Annotated in this window: 18 protein-coding genes; 14 read left to right on the forward strand and 4 right to left on the reverse strand. The window is 55.5% G+C overall.

Going from position 1 to position 19,622, the window contains the following annotated elements; genetic code table 11:
- Positions 1-162 precede the first annotated feature (162 nt).
- The 11 genes from rpoE (at position 163) to acpS (ending at position 9,433) form a co-directional block, all read left to right on the forward strand.
- Complete coding sequence (gene rpoE / locus ACTU3N_RS11120; protein ID WP_095282946.1) at positions 163-738, forward strand: RNA polymerase sigma factor RpoE; 576 nt, start codon at positions 163-165, stop codon at positions 736-738.
- A 31-nt stretch (positions 739-769) separates the two neighbouring features.
- Positions 770-1,420 (forward strand): anti-sigma-E factor RseA, encoded by a 651-nt coding sequence (gene rseA, locus ACTU3N_RS11125; protein ID WP_443086196.1) that lies wholly within the window; start codon positions 770-772, stop codon positions 1,418-1,420.
- On the forward strand, positions 1,420-2,373 hold the full coding sequence (gene rseB / locus ACTU3N_RS11130; RefSeq protein ID WP_443086197.1) for a sigma-E factor regulatory protein RseB: 954 nt from the start codon (positions 1,420-1,422) through the stop codon (positions 2,371-2,373). The genes rseA and rseB overlap by 1 nt, the downstream gene beginning before the upstream one ends.
- Complete coding sequence (rseC, locus tag ACTU3N_RS11135) at positions 2,370-2,849, forward strand: SoxR-reducing system protein RseC (protein WP_443086198.1); 480 nt, start codon at positions 2,370-2,372, stop codon at positions 2,847-2,849. Before rseB ends, rseC begins: the two co-directional genes overlap by 4 nt.
- A gap of 145 nt (positions 2,850-2,994) precedes the next feature.
- Positions 2,995-4,794, forward strand: a complete 1,800-nt coding sequence (gene lepA, locus ACTU3N_RS11140) for a translation elongation factor 4 (protein WP_443086199.1) — start codon at positions 2,995-2,997, stop codon at positions 4,792-4,794.
- 15 nt (positions 4,795-4,809) lie between these two features.
- Positions 4,810-5,784, forward strand: coding sequence for a signal peptidase I (lepB, locus tag ACTU3N_RS11145; protein ID WP_443086200.1), 975 nt, complete (start codon positions 4,810-4,812; stop codon positions 5,782-5,784).
- Positions 5,785-5,991: 207 nt separating this feature from the next.
- Positions 5,992-6,672 (forward strand): ribonuclease III, encoded by a 681-nt coding sequence (rnc, locus tag ACTU3N_RS11150; protein ID WP_443086201.1) that lies wholly within the window; start codon positions 5,992-5,994, stop codon positions 6,670-6,672.
- The gene (gene era, locus ACTU3N_RS11155; protein ID WP_443086202.1) at positions 6,669-7,580 is read left to right on the forward strand and encodes a GTPase Era; all 912 of its coding nucleotides are present in this window, start codon (positions 6,669-6,671) and stop codon (positions 7,578-7,580) included. The genes rnc and era overlap by 4 nt, the downstream gene beginning before the upstream one ends.
- 10 nt (positions 7,581-7,590) lie before the next feature.
- A complete protein-coding gene (recO, locus tag ACTU3N_RS11160; RefSeq protein WP_443086203.1) occupies positions 7,591-8,313 on the forward strand; it encodes a DNA repair protein RecO in 723 nt (240 codons plus the stop codon).
- Positions 8,314-8,321: 8 nt separating this feature from the next.
- Positions 8,322-9,053, forward strand: coding sequence for a pyridoxine 5'-phosphate synthase (gene pdxJ, locus ACTU3N_RS11165; protein ID WP_443086204.1), 732 nt, complete (start codon positions 8,322-8,324; stop codon positions 9,051-9,053).
- Positions 9,053-9,433 (forward strand): holo-ACP synthase, encoded by a 381-nt coding sequence (gene acpS / locus ACTU3N_RS11170; RefSeq protein ID WP_443086205.1) that lies wholly within the window; start codon positions 9,053-9,055, stop codon positions 9,431-9,433. Before pdxJ ends, acpS begins: the two co-directional genes overlap by 1 nt.
- On the opposite strand, the gene ACTU3N_RS11175 is transcribed toward acpS, so the two are convergent.
- The 3 genes from ACTU3N_RS11175 to ACTU3N_RS11185 all read right to left on the reverse strand — a co-directional run bounded on the left by ACTU3N_RS11175 (position 9,430) and on the right by ACTU3N_RS11185 (position 11,936).
- Positions 9,430-9,690, reverse strand: a complete 261-nt coding sequence (locus tag ACTU3N_RS11175; RefSeq protein WP_443086206.1) for a YfhL family 4Fe-4S dicluster ferredoxin — start codon at positions 9,688-9,690, stop codon at positions 9,430-9,432. The genes acpS and ACTU3N_RS11175 overlap by 4 nt on opposite strands.
- Before the next feature lie 56 nt (positions 9,691-9,746).
- The gene (locus ACTU3N_RS11180; RefSeq protein WP_443086207.1) at positions 9,747-10,595 is read right to left on the reverse strand and encodes a MurR/RpiR family transcriptional regulator; all 849 of its coding nucleotides are present in this window, start codon (positions 10,593-10,595) and stop codon (positions 9,747-9,749) included.
- A 114-nt stretch (positions 10,596-10,709) separates the two neighbouring features.
- Complete coding sequence (locus ACTU3N_RS11185; RefSeq protein ID WP_443086208.1) at positions 10,710-11,936, reverse strand: MFS transporter; 1,227 nt, start codon at positions 11,934-11,936, stop codon at positions 10,710-10,712.
- 199 nt (positions 11,937-12,135) lie between these two features.
- Between ACTU3N_RS11185 and yfhb the strand changes: the two genes are divergently transcribed.
- Complete coding sequence (gene yfhb / locus ACTU3N_RS11190; protein WP_443086209.1) at positions 12,136-12,771, forward strand: phosphatidylglycerophosphatase C; 636 nt, start codon at positions 12,136-12,138, stop codon at positions 12,769-12,771.
- A gap of 58 nt (positions 12,772-12,829) precedes the next feature.
- Positions 12,830-13,324 carry a tRNA adenosine(34) deaminase TadA gene (tadA, locus tag ACTU3N_RS11195; RefSeq protein WP_443086210.1) on the forward strand — a complete coding sequence of 165 codons (495 nt, stop codon included), beginning with the start codon at positions 12,830-12,832 and terminating at the stop codon, positions 13,322-13,324.
- 3 nt (positions 13,325-13,327) lie between these two features.
- Here tadA and mltF read toward each other — a convergent pair whose 3' ends face one another.
- A complete protein-coding gene (gene mltF / locus ACTU3N_RS11200; RefSeq protein WP_443086211.1) occupies positions 13,328-14,887 on the reverse strand; it encodes a membrane-bound lytic murein transglycosylase MltF in 1,560 nt (519 codons plus the stop codon).
- A 271-nt stretch (positions 14,888-15,158) separates the two neighbouring features.
- Between mltF and purL the strand changes: the two genes are divergently transcribed.
- A complete protein-coding gene (purL, locus tag ACTU3N_RS11205) occupies positions 15,159-19,043 on the forward strand; it encodes a phosphoribosylformylglycinamidine synthase (protein WP_443086212.1) in 3,885 nt (1,294 codons plus the stop codon).
- The last annotated feature ends 579 nt before the right edge of the window (positions 19,044-19,622 follow it).

Genomic DNA, 19,622 nt, shown 5'->3' on the forward strand with positions numbered 1-19,622 from the left:
ATTCATAATGAAAAGTTCGTAGAACGGTGTACAAAAATAAAGGCGTAACGGAACTTAACAACCTATCCGCTCTCTAATTGGCTGCTTGCTCATGATAGTGCAGTATTGGAGTGGCGTTTCTGGATACGCGTGGAAATTGGTTTTGGGGAGACATTACCTCGGATGAGCGAGCAGTTAACGGATCAGGTCCTTGTCGAAAGGGTACAGAAAGGGGATCAGAAAGCGTTCAACTTACTGGTAGTTCGCTACCAGCATAAGGTGGCGAGTCTGGTTTCCCGCTATGTACCTTCAGGCGATGTGCCCGATGTCGTACAAGAGTCATTTATAAAGGCCTATCGCGCGCTTGATTCATTCAGGGGGGATAGTGCTTTTTATACCTGGCTGTACCGAATTGCTGTTAATACAGCAAAAAATTACCTGGTCGCCCAGGGGCGCAGGCCGCCTTCCAGCGATGTGGACGCTATTGATGCGGAAAACTTCGAAAGTGGCGGCGCACTGAAAGAAATTTCGAACCCTGAGAACTTAATGTTGTCAGAAGAACTGAGACAAATAGTTTTCCGTACCATTGAGGCGCTTCCGGAAGATTTACGTATGGCCATTACCTTGCGGGAACTGGATGGCCTGAGTTACGAAGAGATTGCGGCCATCATGGATTGCCCGGTAGGTACCGTACGTTCACGTATCTTCCGTGCGCGGGAAGCTATTGATAATAAAGTTCAACCGCTTATCAGGCGTTGACGATAGCGGGATACTGGAAAAGGTATTAGGCATGCAGAAAGAAAAACTTTCCGCTTTAATGGATGGTGAAATGCTGGATAACGAGCTGCTCAGCGAGCTGGCAAACGATCCGCAAATGCAGCAAACATGGGAGAGTTATCACCTTATTCGCGACACCATGCGCGGTGATACTGCCGAACACATCCATTTCGATATCTCAGCCCGAGTCATGGCCGCGATTGAGAACGACGCTGCGTCATCGCCAGCGCCACTGATCCCCGAAGCCCAACCGGCACCCCATGAGTGGCGTAAAATGCCGTTCTGGCATAAAGTGCGCCCGTGGGCCAGCCAGCTCACCCAGATGGGTGTCGCTGCGTGCGTTTCGCTTGCTGTTATTGTTGGCGTCCAGCACTATAATGGGCAGTCTGAATCCACCCAGCAGCCCGAGGCGCCGGTGTTTAACACGCTGCCGATGATGGGCAAAGCCAGCCCGGTGAGCCTGGGTGTTCCGGCTGATGCCACGGCAAGTACCGGTCAGCAACAGCAGGTGCAGGAACAGCGTCGTCGCATCAATGCGATGCTGCAGGACTACGAACTGCAACGCCGTCTGCACTCTGAACAGCTTCAGTTTGAGCAGGCGCAAACGCAGCAGGCCGCTGTCCAGGTGCCAGGAAATCAAACTTTAGGAACGCAATCGCAGTAATGAAGCAACTTTGGTGTGCCATGTCTGTTGTGGCTGCTGGCCTGTTTTTCTCTGTTAACGCCTCGGCTGATGTATCGTCCGGGGCGTTGTTGCAGCAGATGAATGCGGCGAGCCAGTCGCTTAACTACGAACTGTCTTTTATCAGCATTAATAAGCAGGGTGTGGAGTCGCTGCGCTATCGTCACGCGCGCCTTGACGATCAGCCTCTTGCGCAACTGCTGCAAATGGATGGTCCCCGCCGCGAAGTGGTACAGCGTGGCAACGAGATAAGCTACTTTGAGCCGGGTCTTGAACCCTTTACGCTCAACGGCAACTATATTGTCGATTCGCTGCCTTCACTGGTCTATACCGATTTCAAACGTCTCTCACCCTGGTATGACTTCATCTCTGTCGGGCGTACACGTATTGCCGATCGTCTTTGCGAAGTGATCCGCGTGGTGGCGCGAGACGGGACGCGCTACAGCTACATTGTGTGGATGGATGCCGAAACGCACCTGCCGATGCGTGTTGATTTGCTCGATCGCGATGGCGAAACGCTTGAACAGTTTCGCGTAATCGCCTTTACCGTTAATGGGCAGGTTGCGAACAGTATGCAAACGCTGGCAAAAGCTAACCTGCCGCCGCTGCTTTCCGTCCCCGCTGGCGATGACGTGCAGTTTAACTGGGCGCCTTCCTGGCTGCCGCAGGGCTTCAGTGAGGTCGCCAGCAGCCGCCGCAAATTGCCGACGGTTGATATGCCTGTCGAATCCCGCCTCTATTCTGATGGCTTATTCAGCTTTTCGGTTAACGTCAATCGCGCGAACCAGAACAGCGGCGATCAACTCTTGCGTACCGGCAGGCGCACGGTGAGCACTGCGGTGCGAGACAATGCTGAAATCACCATCGTCGGCGAACTTCCTCCGCCAACCGCAAAACGTATTGCGGACAGCATTAAATTCAGGGCCGCACAATGATTAAAGAGTGGGCGACCGTCGTCTCCTGGCAAAATGGCGAAGCGCTGGTCGAATGCGACGTTAAAGCTTCCTGTAGCAGCTGCGCTTCCCGCGTGGGCTGCGGTAGCCGGGTGCTGAATAAACTGGGGCCGCAAACCACGCATACGCTTGTCGTACCCTGCGCGCAGCCGCTGGTGGCAGGGCAGAAGGTGGAGCTGGGTATTGCTGAAGCCAGCCTGCTCGGATCGGCCCTGCTGGTCTATATGTCTCCACTGGCAGGGCTTTTTGCCATTGGCGCCATTTTTCAGACAATGTTTGGTTCCGATTTTGCCACGCTCTGCGGCGCGCTGCTCGGCGGTACGGGCGGCTTCCTTCTTGCGCGCGGGTTGTCGCCAACACTTGCTTCCCGTCACGCATGGCAGCCGGTTATCTTAAGCGTCGGGCTGGCTCCAGAGCTGCTTCGCGTTGATAATGACGCTGATGAGCCACGCCAGTGATTTAACTGAAATTCGCGACTCTTCTCTTGCTCGTATGAGCATTTCCCCGCATTGTGGTTGTAGTGTAGAATGCGGCGTTTCAGTATATTTTACGTCAGGCGCGAACAGGCCTCTTAGTGACTCGTAAGGCATAAAAACTCATTATATGAAGAATATTCGTAACTTTTCGATCATCGCACACATCGACCACGGTAAGTCGACGCTGTCTGACCGTATCATCCAGATTTGCGGTGGTCTTTCCGATCGCGAAATGGCGGCGCAGGTTCTTGATTCGATGGATCTGGAGCGTGAGCGCGGTATCACCATCAAAGCGCAAAGCGTCACCCTGGATTACAAGGCCAGCGACGGCGAGACTTACCAGCTGAACTTTATCGACACGCCAGGGCATGTTGACTTCTCTTATGAAGTTTCCCGCTCGCTTGCCGCCTGTGAAGGCGCGCTGCTGGTGGTGGATGCCGGGCAGGGCGTAGAAGCGCAGACGCTGGCAAACTGCTACACCGCCATTGAGATGGATCTGGAAGTCGTACCGGTACTCAATAAAATTGACTTGCCGGCGGCCGATCCTGAGCGCGTGGCGGAAGAGATCGAAGATATTGTCGGTATTGATGCTACCGACGCGGTGCGCTGCTCGGCGAAAACCGGCGTTGGCGTACCGGACGTACTGGAGCGCCTGGTTCGCGATATTCCGCCGCCGGAAGGCGACCCGGATGCGCCGTTACAGGCCCTGATCATCGACTCCTGGTTTGATAACTACCTCGGCGTTGTTTCGCTGGTGCGGATTAAAAACGGCACCCTGCGTAAAGGCGAAAAAATTAAAGTGATGAGCACCGGCCAGGTGTACAACGCCGACCGCCTGGGTATTTTCACGCCGAAACAGGTTGATCGTACCGAGCTGAAATGCGGCGAGGTGGGCTGGTTAGTTTGCGCTATCAAAGATATTCTCGGCGCGCCGGTTGGCGATACCCTGACCAGCGCGCGTAATCCGGCAGACAAAGCGCTGCCCGGCTTTAAAAAAGTGAAGCCGCAGGTTTACGCGGGCCTGTTCCCGGTCAGTTCTGATGATTACGAAAACTTCCGCGATGCGCTTGGCAAGCTAAGTCTCAATGACGCCTCCTTATTCTACGAGCCGGAAAGCTCAACGGCGCTGGGCTTCGGCTTCCGCTGTGGCTTCCTGGGTCTGCTGCATATGGAGATTATCCAGGAGCGTCTGGAGCGTGAATACGATCTGGACTTGATTACCACAGCGCCGACCGTTGTGTATGAAGTGCAGACCACCAATAAAGAAGTTATCTATGTCGACAGCCCCTCTAAGCTGCCGCCGCTGAATAACATCGAAGAGCTGCGCGAGCCTATCGCCGAGTGTCATATGCTGCTGCCGCAGGAGTATCTGGGCAACGTTATCACCCTGTGCGTTGAGAAGCGCGGCGTGCAAACCAACATGGTTTACCACGGCAAACAGGTGGCGCTGACGTATGAAATCCCGATGGCGGAAGTGGTGCTGGATTTCTTCGATCGTCTGAAGTCAACGTCGCGCGGCTATGCTTCGCTCGATTACAACTTTAAGCGTTTCCAGGCTTCAAACATGGTGCGCGTAGATGTGCTGATTAACGGCGAGCGAGTTGATGCGCTGGCGCTTATCACGCACAACGATAACGCGCCGTACCGTGGCCGCGAGCTGGTGGAGAAGATGAAAGAGCTTATTCCTCGCCAGCAGTTTGATATCGCCATTCAGGCGGCTATCGGCAACCATATTATTGCCCGCTCGACGGTAAAACAGCTGCGTAAAAACGTGCTGGCAAAATGCTATGGCGGCGACGTCAGCCGTAAGAAAAAGCTGCTGCAGAAACAAAAAGAAGGTAAGAAGCGAATGAAGCAGGTCGGCAACGTCGAACTGCCGCAAGAAGCATTCCTCGCCATTCTGCACGTTGGCAAAGAGAGCAAATAACCTTAAGGAGTTGGCATGGCGAACATGTTTGCCTTGATCCTGGTGATCGCAACGCTGGTGACCGGCGTTTTATGGTGCCTGGATAAATTTATTTTTGCGCCAAAACGACGGGAACGTCAGGCTGCCGCGCAGGCAGCCACAGGAGAGGCGCTGGATAAACATACGCTAAAGAAAATCGGCCCGAAACCGGGCTGGCTGGAAACGGGAGCGTCTGTTTTTCCGGTACTGGCGATCGTGCTGGTTGTGCGTTCCTTTATTTATGAACCCTTCCAGATCCCATCAGGTTCAATGATGCCAACGCTGTTAATTGGTGATTTTATTCTGGTGGAGAAGTTTGCTTACGGTATTAAAGATCCTATCTACCAGAAAACGTTAATAGAAACCGGGCACCCAAAACGCGGAGACATCGCGGTATTTAAATATCCCGACGATCCGCGTCTTGATTATATTAAGCGCGTGGTTGGGCTGCCTGGCGATAAAGTCTCATACGATCCGCTGACCAAACAGGTGACCGTCCAGCCAAATTGCCGTTCTGGCCAGGCGTGCGATAACGCGCTGCCTGTGACCTACAGCAACGTAGAACCGAGTGATTTTGTGCAGACGTTCGGTCGCCGTAACGGTGGCGAAGCGAGCAGCGGTTTCTTCGAGCTGCCGAAAGGCGAAACTCGCCCGGACGGTATTCGTCTCAATGAGCGTAAAGAGACGCTGGGCGATGTGACGCACCGTATTCTGACGGTACCTATCGCACAGGATCAGGTCGGCATCTACAATCGCCAGAGCGGGCAGCCTGCGGGAACGTGGATTGTGCCGCCGGGTCACTACTTTATGATGGGCGACAACCGCGATAACAGCGCAGACAGCCGCTACTGGGGCTTTGTGCCGGAGGCCAACCTGGTCGGTCGCGCAACGGCTATCTGGATGAGTTTCGATAAGCAAGAAGGTGAATGGCCGACAGGCGTGCGCCTGAATCGTATTGGCGGAATTCATTAATTAATCGGGGGGCTAATAATATTGCCCCCCGAATTATTTCACCGATTATTCCCTTCAGGCTAACGACAACCCCGGTGGTTGCGTATAGAATATTCCCCCGAAGTTTAAGGCTGGCTCCCACGGGTGCCACATCACACGAAAGCGCGTTGATTTCCTCAGGTCGGTTTCGTGTGCTGCATTATTGACGCATTTATTTATTGGTAACGCATGAATCCCATCGTAATTAATCGGCTTCAACGGAAGCTGGGCTACACTTTTCAACATCATGAACTGTTACAGCAGGCATTAACTCACCGCAGCGCGAGCAGCAAACATAATGAGCGCCTCGAATTTCTCGGCGACTCAATTTTAAGTTATGTGATTGCTAACGCACTTTACCATCGCTTCCCGCGCGTGGATGAAGGGGATATGAGCCGGATGCGCGCGACGCTGGTGCGTGGTAACACGCTCGCTGAAATCGCCCGCGAGTTTGAGCTGGGCGAGTGCCTGCGTTTAGGGCCGGGCGAGCTGAAAAGCGGCGGTTTTCGCCGTGAATCTATTCTGGCGGACACCGTTGAAGCGTTGATTGGCGGGGTGTTCCTCGATAGCGATATCCAGACCGTCGAAAGACTGATTTTGAGCTGGTATCAAACCCGACTGGACGAAATCAGTCCGGGCGATAAGCAAAAAGATCCGAAAACGCGCCTGCAGGAGTTTTTGCAGGGTCGCCATCTGCCGCTACCTTCTTATCTGGTGGTGCAGGTGCGTGGTGAAGCGCACGATCAAGAATTTACTATCCACTGCCAGGTTAGCGGCCTGAGTGAACCGGTGGTTGGCACGGGTTCCAGCCGCCGTAAGGCGGAGCAGGCTGCCGCCGAACAGGCGCTGAAAAAACTGGAGTTGGAATGAGCACTGAAACTGAAAAAAATTATTGTGGGTTTATCGCTATCGTCGGGCGTCCGAACGTTGGCAAATCTACCCTGTTAAACAAGCTGCTCGGGCAGAAGATCTCTATCACCTCCCGTAAAGCTCAAACCACGCGCCACCGCATTGTGGGTATCCATACCGAAGGACCGTATCAGGCTGTGTATGTCGACACGCCTGGCCTGCATATGGAAGAGAAGCGCGCGATCAACCGCCTGATGAACAAAGCGGCCAGCAGCTCCATCGGCGACGTTGAGCTGGTAATTTTTGTCGTTGAAGGTACGCGCTGGACGCCGGACGATGAAATGGTGCTTAACAAGCTGCGCGATGGCAAAGCACCGGTTATCCTGGCGGTTAACAAAGTGGATAACGTGCAGGAAAAAGCCGATCTTCTGCCGCATCTGCAATTCCTGGCAAGCCAGATGAACTTCCTTGATATTGTGCCGATTTCCGCAGAAACAGGCATGAATGTCGATACAATTGCCAGCATCGTTCGCAAACATCTGCCGGAAGCGGAGCATCACTTCCCGGAAGATTATGTCACCGATCGCTCTCAGCGCTTTATGGCCTCTGAAATCATTCGCGAGAAGCTGATGCGTTTTCTTGGCGCGGAGTTGCCGTATTCCGTTACCGTTGAAATCGAACGCTTTATTACCAACGAGCGCGGCGGTTATGACATCAACGGGCTGATCCTTGTTGAGCGCGAAGGGCAGAAGAAAATGGTGATTGGCAACAAAGGCGCCAAAATCAAAACCATTGGTATCGAAGCGCGTAAAGATATGGAAGAGATGTTCGAAGCCAAAGTTCACCTTGAGCTGTGGGTGAAAGTGAAATCCGGCTGGGCCGATGACGAGCGTGCGCTGCGCAGTCTTGGTTATGTAGACGATCTCTGAGTAAAGCAGAATGGAAGGTTGGCAGCGGGCCTTCGTTCTTCATAGCCGTCCCTGGAGCGAAACCAGCCTGATACTGGACGTTTTTACCGAGGAATCAGGCCGCGTGCGTCTGGTCGCAAAAGGCGCACGCTCCAAACGCTCCAACCTGAAAGGCGCGCTTCAGCCTTTCACCCCTCTGCTGGTGCGTTTTGGCGGGCGCGGCGAAGTTAAAACCCTGCGTAGCGCAGAAGCGGTCTCGCTGGCGCTGCCATTAAGCGGTATCACGCTCTACAGCGGACTTTACGTCAATGAGCTTATCTCCCGCGTGCTGGAGCATGAGACGCGCTTCTCAGCCCTTTTCTTTGATTACCTGCACTGTATCCAGGCCTTAGCTGGCGCAACCGGTTCGCCGGAACCGACCCTGCGCCGCTTCGAGCTGGCATTGCTCGGCCATCTTGGTTACGGCGTTGACTTCCTTCACTGTGCAGGCAGCGGCGAGCCGGTCGAGGACGCCATGACCTATCGCTACCGGGAAGAGAAGGGGTTTATCGCCAGCCTCGTTATTGATAATGCAACCTTTACCGGGCGCGATCTGCGGGCGCTGGCCGAGCGTGAGTTTCCCGATGCCGATACATTACGCGCGGCAAAGCGCTTTACCCGCATCGCCCTGAAGCCGTATCTTGGTGGCAAACCGTTAAAGAGTCGGGAGCTATTCCGGCAATTTATACCGAACCGGAATCTATCAAAACAATGAGGAGTGTCATGGCTGAACTACTGTTAGGCGTCAACATCGACCATATCGCCACGCTGCGTAACGCGCGCGGTACCGCCTATCCTGACCCGGTTCAGGCGGCATTTATCGCTGAGCAAGCCGGTGCCGACGGTATTACTGTGCATTTGCGTGAAGACCGTCGTCATATCACTGACCGTGATGTGAAGATACTGCGCCAGACGCTGCATACCCGAATGAATCTGGAGATGGCGGTGACCGACGAGATGCTGGCGATCGCCTGCGAAACGAAGCCGCACTTTTGCTGCCTGGTGCCGGAAAAACGCCAGGAAGTGACCACCGAAGGCGGGCTGGATGTTGCCGGTCAGCGTGAAAAAATGCGCGATGCCTGCCTGCGCCTGGCGGATGCGGGCATTCTTGTCTCGCTATTTATTGATGCCGACAGCACGCAGATTCAGGCGGCAGCGGACGTGGGCGCGCCGTACATTGAAATCCACACCGGTTGCTATGCGGATGCGAAAAGCGATGCTGAGCAGGCAAAAGAGCTGGAACGTATCGCACACGCGGCCACTTACGCGGCAAGCCTTGGGCTGAAAGTTAACGCAGGGCACGGGCTGACCTATCACAATGTAAAATCGATTGCTGCGCTGCCGGAAATGCACGAGCTGAATATTGGTCACGCTATCATCGGTCGGGCGGTGATGAGCGGTCTGAAAGAAGCGGTTTCTGAAATGAAACGCCTGATGCTGGAAGCGCGCGCATAATGGCAATCCTCGGCCTTGGCACCGATATCGTTGAAATTGAGCGCATCGAGGCGGTCATCGCCCGTAGCGGCGACCGGCTGGCAAAACGCGTCCTCAGCGCCAATGAGTGGGCGCAGTATCAGGCGCATCAACAGCCTGTGCGCTTTCTGGCGAAACGCTTTGCGGTAAAAGAAGCGGCGGCAAAAGCCTTTGGCACGGGGATCCGTAACGGGCTGGCTTTCAATCAGTTCGAAGTTTATAACGACGAACTGGGAAAACCGAGCCTGCGTTTGTGGGACGAAGCGCAGCGGCTGGCGGAGCGAATGGGCGTGCGCTCAACGCACGTAACGCTTGCCGATGAGCGTCACTACGCCTGCGCCACGGTTATTATTGAGAGCTAAATTTTATCGGCGTGATGCAGCTGGACGAACTTGTCCCACAGCTGTTCTTCCGTTTCGCGGTGTGCCGGATCTTTAAGGATGGTATTAGGGATCGGGCACACTTTCTGGCAGGTCGGCGTGTCATAGTGTCCGACGCACTCGGTACAGCGATCGCTGTTAATCTCATAAATGCTATCACCCAGCGAAATGGCTTCGTTCGGGCATTCCGGCTCGCACATATCGCAATTGATGCATTTTTTGGTAATTAACAGCGCCATCAGGAAATTCTCAGAAACAACACAAACAGGGCGGGCATTATACGATGATTCTCTGCTCAAACCAGTTTTTTTACCAGCTCCTGACTATGGCGAATGCGCTCCGGTGCGTGTTCCAAATCCTGCTGCACCAGCGCCATAAACAGCAAATCAGTTAGCATCATCTGCGCACTGGTTGAGGAGATCGCCGCGCTGCGCGTGGTTTGCTCCTCGGCGATAGTATACAAGCAGTGGGTCGCACGTTGTTGCAAGCCATTGGGGGTAAAACCGGTGATGGCGAGGATCTTGCCCCCGACGTGCAGCATCTCTTCAGCCGCCAGGTTTATCTCCCGCCGCTCGCCGGAATAAGAAATAGGCAGCAGTAAATCCTCAGGTGACATCGCCTGCACCGTAGCCAGAAGCGCATGCATATCCTGCTCAACGATGGCATTGACGCCAATTTTCATCAGCTTCCAGCCAAAATTGCGCGCCACCAGACCGGAAGCGCCAATGCCGGTCAGAATTATTCGCCGGGCATCGTGCAACAGCCGTACGCTTTCCAGCAGTTTGTCTTCGCTGTTGACATCCAGCGAGGCATGCATGGCGCTGAGGTTTTCTTTAATTAATTTTTCCCCCACCACCCGCAGAGAATCATCACCGCGAATCTTATTATGCAGGGGAATGGAATAGGGATTGGGGCTGCTGGCCAGCGCTTCGCTGATCGCCAGTTTCATCGCCGGAAAGCCTTTAAAATCCATTTTCTGGGCAAATTTAACCACGCTGGATTGACTCACCCCGGCTTCGGCCGCAAGCTGCTGCGAACTGAGATGCCGGGCGCGGTCGGGGTTTTCCAGCAGAAACTCAGCTAATTTTTTATCGCTCTGCGGCAGGTCTGGATAGCGCTGGCGAATACGAATCAAGCAATTCATAGGCACTCCGGAAGGCGGTAATGAAGGAAGCAAAACCACTTCCATCCATTTGTAATAATTATGAATTAAAACTTCCGTGAGTACAAAAAAAGTGTCAATTCGCGTTGATGGCGCTTAAGGGGAAGCGGGAGGATGCGCGTTCAGCCGCGGCGAATTATCCAGCTGACGAATGGCCGGGACAAGTGCGGCACACAGTGTGGCAACCACTACCGCGAGCGCGGAAAACAGCAGCACCTGGCTGCTGCCGTACTGCAAAGCCAGCGGCCCGGCGGCCAGCTCGCCAAGCGGAATGGCCACAAACGATCCCATTGCATCATAGGCATAAACCCGCGCCAGTTTATCTGCCGGAATATGCGTCTGCAGCGATTGCGCCCAGGTGACGCCAAAGAAACCAAAACTGACGCCAGCGATAAAAAATGCCGCCATAAGCCAGGGGCTCGTCGTCACCAGGCTTAGCAGAAAGATAGGCAGCGCACACAGGGCAACCAGAAGGGTGCCAAGAAACAGATCGCGGCGCGGACGCCAGCGCAGGGCGAGAAATGTCCCGGCAATCAGACCGACGCTTTGCGCTGCAACAATAATCCCCCAGCCGGTACGGCCAAAAGAGGTATCGGCAATCACCGGGCCAAGAACCATCACGATGCCGCTAAACGCGGCATTAATAATGGTGAACTGCACGACGATAGCCCATACCCATGCACGGCTGGCAAACTCCTGCCAGCCATCGCGCAAATCCTGCACGATATTGCTTTGCGACGTTTTAAGCTGTATCGCACCGGCACGAATGCACAGATAGAGCGGTGCCGAGGCCGCAAAGCCCAGCGCATCGATAGCCAGTCCCCAGCCAGGCCCAACGGCACCTGTTAACACACCGCCCAGCGAAGCGCCAACAACGGTGCCGCTGTAAATCCCTAACTGTATCAATGCATTGGCTGCCCGCAGATGATGCGGTGCTACCGTTTGCGGCACCAGCGCGGAAGAGGCAGGCAGCGCAATGCCTGCCGCCGCGCCGTTGAGCGTGCCGAGCAGCGCCAGGCTCGTCACGGTAGCCGAACTGTCCAGCACCAGCCAGGCGACAACACCCTGGCTCAGGGCGGCTACCAGCGATGAGGAAACCAGCACCAGGCTGCGTGAATAGCGGTCTGCCAGCACGCCTCCGAGGAGCAAAAAGGCAACGTTAAAGACCGATCGCGCGGCGACAACAAAGCCTAAATCCGCCGCCGAACCGCCGATATCCAGCACCGCAAAAGCCAGCGCAATCGGCGCAATACCGTTACCCAGTACGGTCAGCAGGCGAGCAAAAAAGAGATAGCGGAAAGCGGCATAACGAAAGGCGTGCATTTTTTATACTAATAAGTCTGCTCAATAAGTTGGCCCAGTGTAGAGCATCTGCGGCATAACAATATAGCTGCTTATTATCGCGGGGCCGTTTCGTGACGGTGACCGGAAAATTAAGGTGTTATCTGTTAGGCTTCTTTTATTAGCGATCGCCAGCAGGAGGAGCAGGGCGGTTGGAGTTTAACCAGACGAGGGATAACATTTGGCTACCAGCGAGCGCCGCGTTGTATTTTTCGATCTCGACGGAACACTTCATCAGCAGGATATGTTCGGAACGTTTCTGCGCTTTATGTTGCGTCATCACCCGCTTAACGCCTTACTTGTGCTGCCGCTATTGCCGGTTATCGGTGTGGCGTTATTGATTAAAGGCCGCGCAGCACGTTGGCCGATGAGCCTGCTGCTGTGGGGATGTACGTTTGGACATAGCGAGGCGCACCTGCTGCGTTTACAGGAAAAATTTGTTAATTGGTTCAGAGGCCACGTGACTGCTTTTCCGGTGGTGCAGGACAGGCTGACTAACTACCTCGCTGCGTCCGATGCTGACATCTGGCTGATAACCGGCTCACCACAGCCGCTGGTCGAGCAGGTCTATTTCGATACGCCCTGGCTGCCGCGCGTGAATCTTATCGCCAGTCAGATAAGCCGACGTTACGGCGGCTGGGTATTGACGCTGCGCTGCCTGGGGCATGAAAAAGTGGTGCAGCTTGAGCGCCAGATTGGCACGCCGCTGCGCCTGTACAGCGGCTACAGCGACAGCAAACAGGATAACCCGCTGCTCTACTTTTGCCAGCACCGCTGGCGCGTTACGCCGCGCGGCGAACTGCAACAACTGGAATAGTGAAACAGATAACGGGTGTGTATAATGCGCCCCGCCTGAATCACTGGAGTGCACCCTTTTGTCCAATCCTGAACTGAACCATGAATACTGGATGCGTTATGCGCTGACGTTAGCGAAGCGCGCGTGGGACGAGGGCGAAGTGCCTGTTGGCGCGGTGCTGGTGCATAACGATCGTGTTATCGGCGAAGGCTGGAACCGCCCCATTGGCCGCCACGATCCTACCGCACATGCTGAAATCATGGCGCTGCGCCAGGGTGGGCTGGTGCTGCAAAACTACCGACTTATTGATACCACGTTATATGTCACGCTGGAGCCGTGCGTGATGTGCGCCGGGGCGATGGTGCATAGTCGCATTGGTCAACTGGTGTTTGGCGCGCGGGATGCGAAAACCGGGGCCGCCGGATCGCTAATTGATATTTTGCACCATCCTGGTATGAATCATCGGGTGGAAATTTGCGAAGGCGTGTTAGGCGATGAGTGCGCGGCAGTGCTGAGTGAGTTTTTCCGCCAGCGCAGGCTTGAGAAAAAAGCGCTCAAAAAAAGCGCCGGTTAGCGCTCAGCGCTGCTTTTCAGCGGGCGTGGTCGCCAGCGACTCTGGCAGCAGAAGCGGGCTACGCGGGAACGGATCGCGGGTGGCGAACGCGCTAAAAGGCAGCACGCCAAAGCCCGGGCGACTCAACTCATCTGTCGTGACTGCCGGGTAACTTTGCGCCAGTTGCAACGCTTTGGCCGCGAGTTTTTCTTTCTCGCGCAGATAACCCACCAGGCTTATTTCATACTTACGGATATTTTCCACATACGCATAAGCTTCATGCCCACGGGCGTAACCGTAGGTCAGTTTGCTGTACCAGGGTTTGCGGCTCAGCAGCGGCAGCCGCTGTTTAACGTCCGCCCAGCTGTCGGGGTTGCCTTTGGTCTTCGCCGTCAGCGCTCGGGCATCCAGCATATGTGCGTAGCCCATATTGTACGCCGCCAGCGCAAACCAAATCTTCTCATCCTGCGGGACGCTGTCCGGCACTTTGCTCATCATATCCTGCAAATAGCGCGCGCCGCCGCTGATGCTCTGCTCGGCATCGGTGCGATCGCTCAGGCCTAAGCTTTGCGCGGTGTTTTTCGTCAGCATCATCAGCCCGCGCACGCCGGTCGGCGATGTCGCCTGTGGGTCCCAGTGCGACTCCTGATAGGCGATAGCGGCCAGCAGCCGCCAGTCGATAGCACCAGCGTATTTTTCAAAAAGCGGCTGTAATTCAGGCAGAACGCTGTCGATAGCGCGTAGAAACGTGCGTGTGTCGACATAGTCAAAATCATCGCCGTGACCGAGATAGCGCTCTTCCAGCCGGGCAAGCGTTCCGTCTTCGTTGATATTATTAAAGAAATCAAGCATAGCTGCCGACAATGTATTGTCATCATCGCGCGCCGTAAACCAGGTCACCGGTTGCTCATCGGTCACATCCAGGGCGACCGCCAGCTCCGGATGAACGCGTTGAAAAAGGCTGACGGCGACCGAGTCGGCAACCGTATAGCTCAGTTTACCGCTGATCACCTGCTCCAGCAGGGCGCTGGTACCGAGCTTTTCGTCCACCGTCCAGCTCAGGTCCGGGTACTTTTTCTCTTTCAGTTCGCGCAGATCGTCAAGCACTACGTGACCCGGTGCGATGGTTAACTGGCTGGCATTGACGGACTCCAGCGTGCGCGGGCGATAGCTGCCAACCCGGTAGACGAGCTGCTGCGAAACGGAGTAGTAGACCGGGCCGGTTTGATAGTTTTTTATGCGCTGGCTGTTATAAACCAGACCGGCGGCCAGCATATCGGCATGGTCATTATCCAGATCGTCAAACAGCTGGCTAATATTCTGCCGGACGGTGATTTTGAGTTTTACGCCCAGATAGTCGGCAAAATGCTGAGCCAGTTCATAATCCAGGCCGTAAGATTTGCCATCGATCTGTGTATAAATGAGCGGCGTGGAAATCGTACTGACACGCAGCTCCCCGCGCGCTTTTATCGCCGCGATACGGTTGTCGGCTTTGCCGAACCAGGGGATGGAAGGCCACAGGGCCGCTGCCAGCAGCAGGGTGACAATGCCGATGAGCAGATAATTAAGCTTAAATTTTTTCAATTAGTTAATTCTCTGCGCCGTACGTTGCCTCAGAATTGACCCTCGGTATAACAATAAGGTTTGTCCGTGAATGTGCGGCATTTTGCGCAACAAAACGCCAGTTGGCAACTAATTACAGTATTCGGCGGCAGCTATTGTTAAAAAAGATGTTGATTTTATTTCCACGCAAACGGTTTCGTCGCCGCGCACTATTCTCTATAATGTCGCTCGTTTTCCTCCTGGTGCACACTTAAAGCGTCGCCGACGCTTCGTATTCGAAGACGAGAGACTTATGATCGAAATTCTGCGTGGTTCGCCTGCCTTGTCCCCTTTTCGTAGTAACAAACTGCTGGCGCGTTTTCAGGCGGCCAACCTTCCGGTAACGAATATTTATGCTGAATATGTTCACTTCGCCGACCTGACCGACAGGCTGACGGAAGACGAACTCGCCCGGCTTCAGCGCCTGCTGAAATACGGCCCAAGCCTCAGCAGCCATACGCCGGACGGAAAATTACTGCTCGTCACTCCTCGTCCTGGCACCATCTCTCCCTGGTCTTCAAAAGCAACCGATATTGCCCACAACTGCGGTCTGAACAAAGTCGCCCGCCTTGAGCGTGGCGTAGCCTGGTACGTTGAAGCGTCCACGCTGACCGAGGCCCAGTGGAGCGAAGTAGCGGCAGAGCTGCACGACCGCATGATGGAGAGTGTTTTTAGCGCGCTTGCGGATGCGCAGCGGCTGTTTGAGCACCATCAGCCTGCGCCGGTACAAAGCGTGGATTTGCTGGGGGAAGGGCGCAAAGCGTTAGTCGATGCGAACCTGCGTCTTGGCCTTGCGCTGGCAGAAGATGAAATCGATTACCTGCACGATGCGTTTACGCGCCTGGGGCGCAACCCGAACGATATCGAGCTGTATATGTTCGCGCAGGCCAACTCTGAGCACTGCCGACACAAAATTTTCAACGCCGACTGGGTGATTGACGGCCAACAGCAGCCGAAATCGCTGTTCAAAATGATTAAAAACACCTTTGAGAAAACGCCGGACTTCGTGCTGTCTGCCTATAAAGACAACGCGGCGGTGATGGAAGGTTCAGCGGTCGGGCGTTTCTTTGCCGATCGCGGCGAAGGGCGCTATGACTACCATCAGGAGCCTGCGCATATCCTGATGAAGGTGGAAACCCATAACCACCCCACCGCGATTTCACCGTGGCCGGGTGCGGCAACGGGTTCTGGCGGCGAGATCCGTGACGAAGGCGCGACCGGGCGCGGCGCGAAGCCGAAAGCAGGCCTGGTTGGGTTCTCGGTCTCGAACCTGCGCATTCCGGGCTTTGAACAGCCGTGGGAAGAGGATTTCGGCAAGCCGGAGCGTATCGTCACGGCGCTGGATATTATGACCGAAGGCCCGCTGGGCGGTGCTGCGTTCAACAACGAATTTGGTCGCCCGGCGCTGACCGGCTACTTCCGTACCTACGAAGAAAAAGTGAACAGCCATAACGGCGAAGAGCTGCGGGGTTATCACAAACCGATAATGCTGGCGGGCGGTATCGGTAACATCCGCGCCGATCACGTGCAAAAAGGCGAGATCCCGCCAGGCGCGAAGCTGATCGTGCTCGGCGGCCCGGCGATGAATATCGGTCTTGGCGGCGGCGCGGCTTCCTCTATGGCCTCCGGTCAGTCGGAAGCCGATCTGGATTTTGCCTCCGTACAGCGTGATAACCCGGAGATGGAACGCCGCTGCCAGGAGGTTATCGATCGCTGCTGGCAACTGGGGGATGCAAACCCAATCCTCTTTATTCATGATGTCGGCGCGGGCGGTCTTTCGAACGCAATGCCGGAGCTGGTCAGCGATGGCGGTCGCGGCGGGCGTTTTGAGCTGCGCGATATCCTCAGCGATGAGCCAGGTATGAGCCCGCTGGAAATCTGGTGTAACGAGTCTCAGGAACGCTATGTGCTTGCCGTCGCCGCCGATCAGTTGGCGCTGTTTGACGAGCTGTGCCGCCGCGAGCGCGCGCCTTACGCGGTGATTGGCGAAGCGACCGAGGCGAAGCATCTGACACTGAACGATAACCATTTTGGCAACCAGCCTATCGATATGCCGCTGGATGTGCTGCTGGGTAAAACCCCGAAGATGACGCGCGATGTGGCGTCCCGCACGGCGGCGGGCGAGGTGTTTGACACCCGCGCGATAACCGTTGCTGAAGCGGTGAACCGCGTGCTGCATCTGCCTGCCGTAGCGGAAAAAACCTTCCTTGTGACCATCGGCGACCGCACGGTGACCGGCATGGTCGCGCGCGACCAGATGGTTGGCCCGTGGCAGGTTCCGGTGGCGAACTGCGCGGTCACCACCGCCAGCCTCGACAGCTATTACGGTGAAGCGATGTCGATTGGCGAGCGCTCGNTCGCGCTGTTGGATTTTGCCGCCTCTGCTCGCCTCGCCGTCGGGGAGGCGCTGACCAATATTGCCGCTACGCAGATTGGCGATATCAAGCGCATCAAGCTTTCGGCGAACTGGATGGCGGCGGCAGGGCACCCTGGTGAAGATGCCGGGCTGTATGCGGCGGTGAAAGCGGTGGGCGAAGAACTGTGCCCGGCGCTTGGCCTGACTATCCCGGTGGGCAAAGACTCTATGTCGATGAAAACCCGCTGGCAGGAAGGCAGTGAGCAGCGCGAAATGACCTCGCCGCTGTCGCTGGTGATTTCTGCGTTTGCCCGCGTTGAAGATGTGCGCCGCACGGTTACGCCGCAGCTTTCAACCGAAGATAATGCGCTGCTGCTTATTGATTTGGGTAAGGGGCATAACGCGCTGGGTGCTACCGCGCTGGCGCAGGTCTATCGCCAGCTAGGGGATAAGCCTGCGGATGTGCGCGATGTCGCGCAACTGAAAGGTTTTTATGATGCCATGCAGGCGCTGGTGGCAGACAGCAAGCTGCTTGCCTACCATGACCGCGCCGATGGCGGGCTGCTGGTGACGCTGGCGGAGATGGCGTTTGCCGGTCACTGTGGCATCCATGCGGATATCGCTTCGCTTGGCAATGATCGTCTGGCTGCGCTGTTTAACGAAGAGCTGGGCGCGGTTATCCAGGTTCGCGCCAGCGATCGTGAGGCGGTGGAAAGCGTGCTGGCCGCCTGGAATCTTAGCGATTGTGTGCACTACCTCGGCAAGGCCGTGGCGGGCGATCGCTTTGTTATCGAGGCAGACGGGCAGGCGGTGTTCAGCGAAAGCCGTACCCAGCTGCGCATGTGGTGGGCCGAAACGACCTGGCAGATGCAGCGCCTGCGCGATAACCCGGCGTGTGCCGATCAGGAGCATGAAGCGAAAGCGAATGACAACGATCCGGGCCTGAACGTGGCGCTGTCGTTTGATATCAACGAAGACGTCGCGGCACCTTATATTGCCACCGGCGCGCGGCCAAAAATTGCCGTGCTGCGCGAGCAGGGCGTGAACTCCCACGTGGAGATGGCGGCAGCATTCCATCGTGCGGGTTTTGATGCGTTCGATGTGCATATGAGCGATTTGCTGGCGGGGCGTACCGGTCTGGAAAACTTCCAGGCGCTGGTGGCCTGCGGCGGGTTCTCCTACGGCGACGTTTTGGGCGCAGGGGAAGGCTGGGCGAAATCGATTCTGTTTAACGAGCGCGTGCGCGATGAGTTTGCAACTTTCTTCCATCGCCCGCAAACGCTGGCACTGGGCGTGTGTAACGGCTGCCAGATGATGTCGAACCTGCGCGAACTTATTCCTGGTAGCGAACTGTGGCCACGCTTTGTGCGCAACCAATCCGATCGCTTCGAAGCGCGTTTCAGCCTGGTGGAAGTGACGCAAAGCCCGTCGCTGCTGATGCAGGGAATGGTAGGGTCGCATATGCCTATCGCGGTTTCTCATGGGGAAGGGCGTGTGGAAGTGCGTGACGAGGCGCACCTGGCAAGCCTTGAGAGTAAAGGGCTGGTGGCGCTGCGCTACGTAGATAACTTCGGCAAGGTGACGGAAAACTACCCGGCGAACCCGAATGGCTCTCCGAACGGTATCACGGCGGTGACCAGCGAAAGCGGTCGCGTGACCATTATGATGCCGCACCCGGAGCGCGTGTTCCGCACGGTGGCAAACTCCTGGCACCCGGAAAACTGGGGCGAGGACAGCCCGTGGATGCGTATCTTCCGTAACGCACGTAAACAGCTCGGCTAACCTGAGCGCGTAGCAAGCCTTCTCACCGGAGAAGGCTTTTTTATATGTGTGCAGGCACTCGCTTCCTGTGGGCGCTCTCCACAACACATTTGCTCGGGCGTATTTTTTAACCGAACGGTGAAAACAGCTCTCTGGCGCTTTCCCGTTCAAGCTTACATGGTGAATCAAAGCCATCTCCTTCGCCGCGAGTTGTGCCAGAGCGCAGTGTCGGTACTTTGCGACAATTCCTTTCCTGTGATGTCTCCAAATGGCGACACTTAATTATTTGATTATTAACCATTTTTGTAAATGGCATTTAAGATGTTGCTAAACAGCGACAGTGTGATTGAAAAATAATCACTCATACTTTGCGCGTTACTGTAAATAAATACATTATTAATCAATAGACTGAATGAATAGTTTGTATGTTGGCATAAACAATGCATAATGATATGCAGTGGCTCATTCACCTATTTATGTCAGCCCCTTCGGGACGCGCTACATAAGCTTCGAATGACGCACAAAAAGGTGCCTGCCGTCCACCTGCTGATAATTGCGAAGCTTTATCAGGCATCGGGCGAAACGTCGAGTTAGGCACCG

Origin of the sequence: Vagococcus sp. WN89Y (assembly GCF_052220145.1) — a bacterium.
GTDB lineage: Bacteria > Pseudomonadota > Gammaproteobacteria > Enterobacterales > Enterobacteriaceae > Kosakonia.

What these genes read in the sequence shown, in the direction of transcription:
- ACTU3N_RS11180 (WP_443086207.1), bottom strand. Translation starts at nt 10,595, where the DNA reads ATGAATTGCTTGATTCGTATTCGCCAGCGCTATCCAGACCTGCCGCAG.
- rseC (WP_443086198.1), top strand. Translation starts at nt 2,370, where the DNA reads ATGATTAAAGAGTGGGCGACCGTCGTCTCCTGGCAAAATGGCGAAGCG.
- lepB (WP_443086200.1), top strand. Translation starts at nt 4,810, where the DNA reads ATGGCGAACATGTTTGCCTTGATCCTGGTGATCGCAACGCTGGTGACC.
- pdxJ (WP_443086204.1), top strand. Translation starts at nt 8,322, where the DNA reads ATGGCTGAACTACTGTTAGGCGTCAACATCGACCATATCGCCACGCTG.
- ACTU3N_RS11185 (WP_443086208.1), bottom strand. Translation starts at nt 11,936, where the DNA reads ATGCACGCCTTTCGTTATGCCGCTTTCCGCTATCTCTTTTTTGCTCGC.
- era (WP_443086202.1), top strand. Translation starts at nt 6,669, where the DNA reads ATGAGCACTGAAACTGAAAAAAATTATTGTGGGTTTATCGCTATCGTC.
- rpoE (WP_095282946.1), top strand. Translation starts at nt 163, where the DNA reads ATGAGCGAGCAGTTAACGGATCAGGTCCTTGTCGAAAGGGTACAGAAA.
- ACTU3N_RS11175 (WP_443086206.1), bottom strand. Translation starts at nt 9,690, where the DNA reads ATGGCGCTGTTAATTACCAAAAAATGCATCAATTGCGATATGTGCGAG.
- rseB (WP_443086197.1), top strand. Translation starts at nt 1,420, where the DNA reads ATGAAGCAACTTTGGTGTGCCATGTCTGTTGTGGCTGCTGGCCTGTTT.
- lepA (WP_443086199.1), top strand. Translation starts at nt 2,995, where the DNA reads ATGAAGAATATTCGTAACTTTTCGATCATCGCACACATCGACCACGGT.
- rnc (WP_443086201.1), top strand. Translation starts at nt 5,992, where the DNA reads ATGAATCCCATCGTAATTAATCGGCTTCAACGGAAGCTGGGCTACACT.
- recO (WP_443086203.1), top strand. Translation starts at nt 7,591, where the DNA reads ATGGAAGGTTGGCAGCGGGCCTTCGTTCTTCATAGCCGTCCCTGGAGC.
- rseA (WP_443086196.1), top strand. Translation starts at nt 770, where the DNA reads ATGCAGAAAGAAAAACTTTCCGCTTTAATGGATGGTGAAATGCTGGAT.
- acpS (WP_443086205.1), top strand. Translation starts at nt 9,053, where the DNA reads ATGGCAATCCTCGGCCTTGGCACCGATATCGTTGAAATTGAGCGCATC.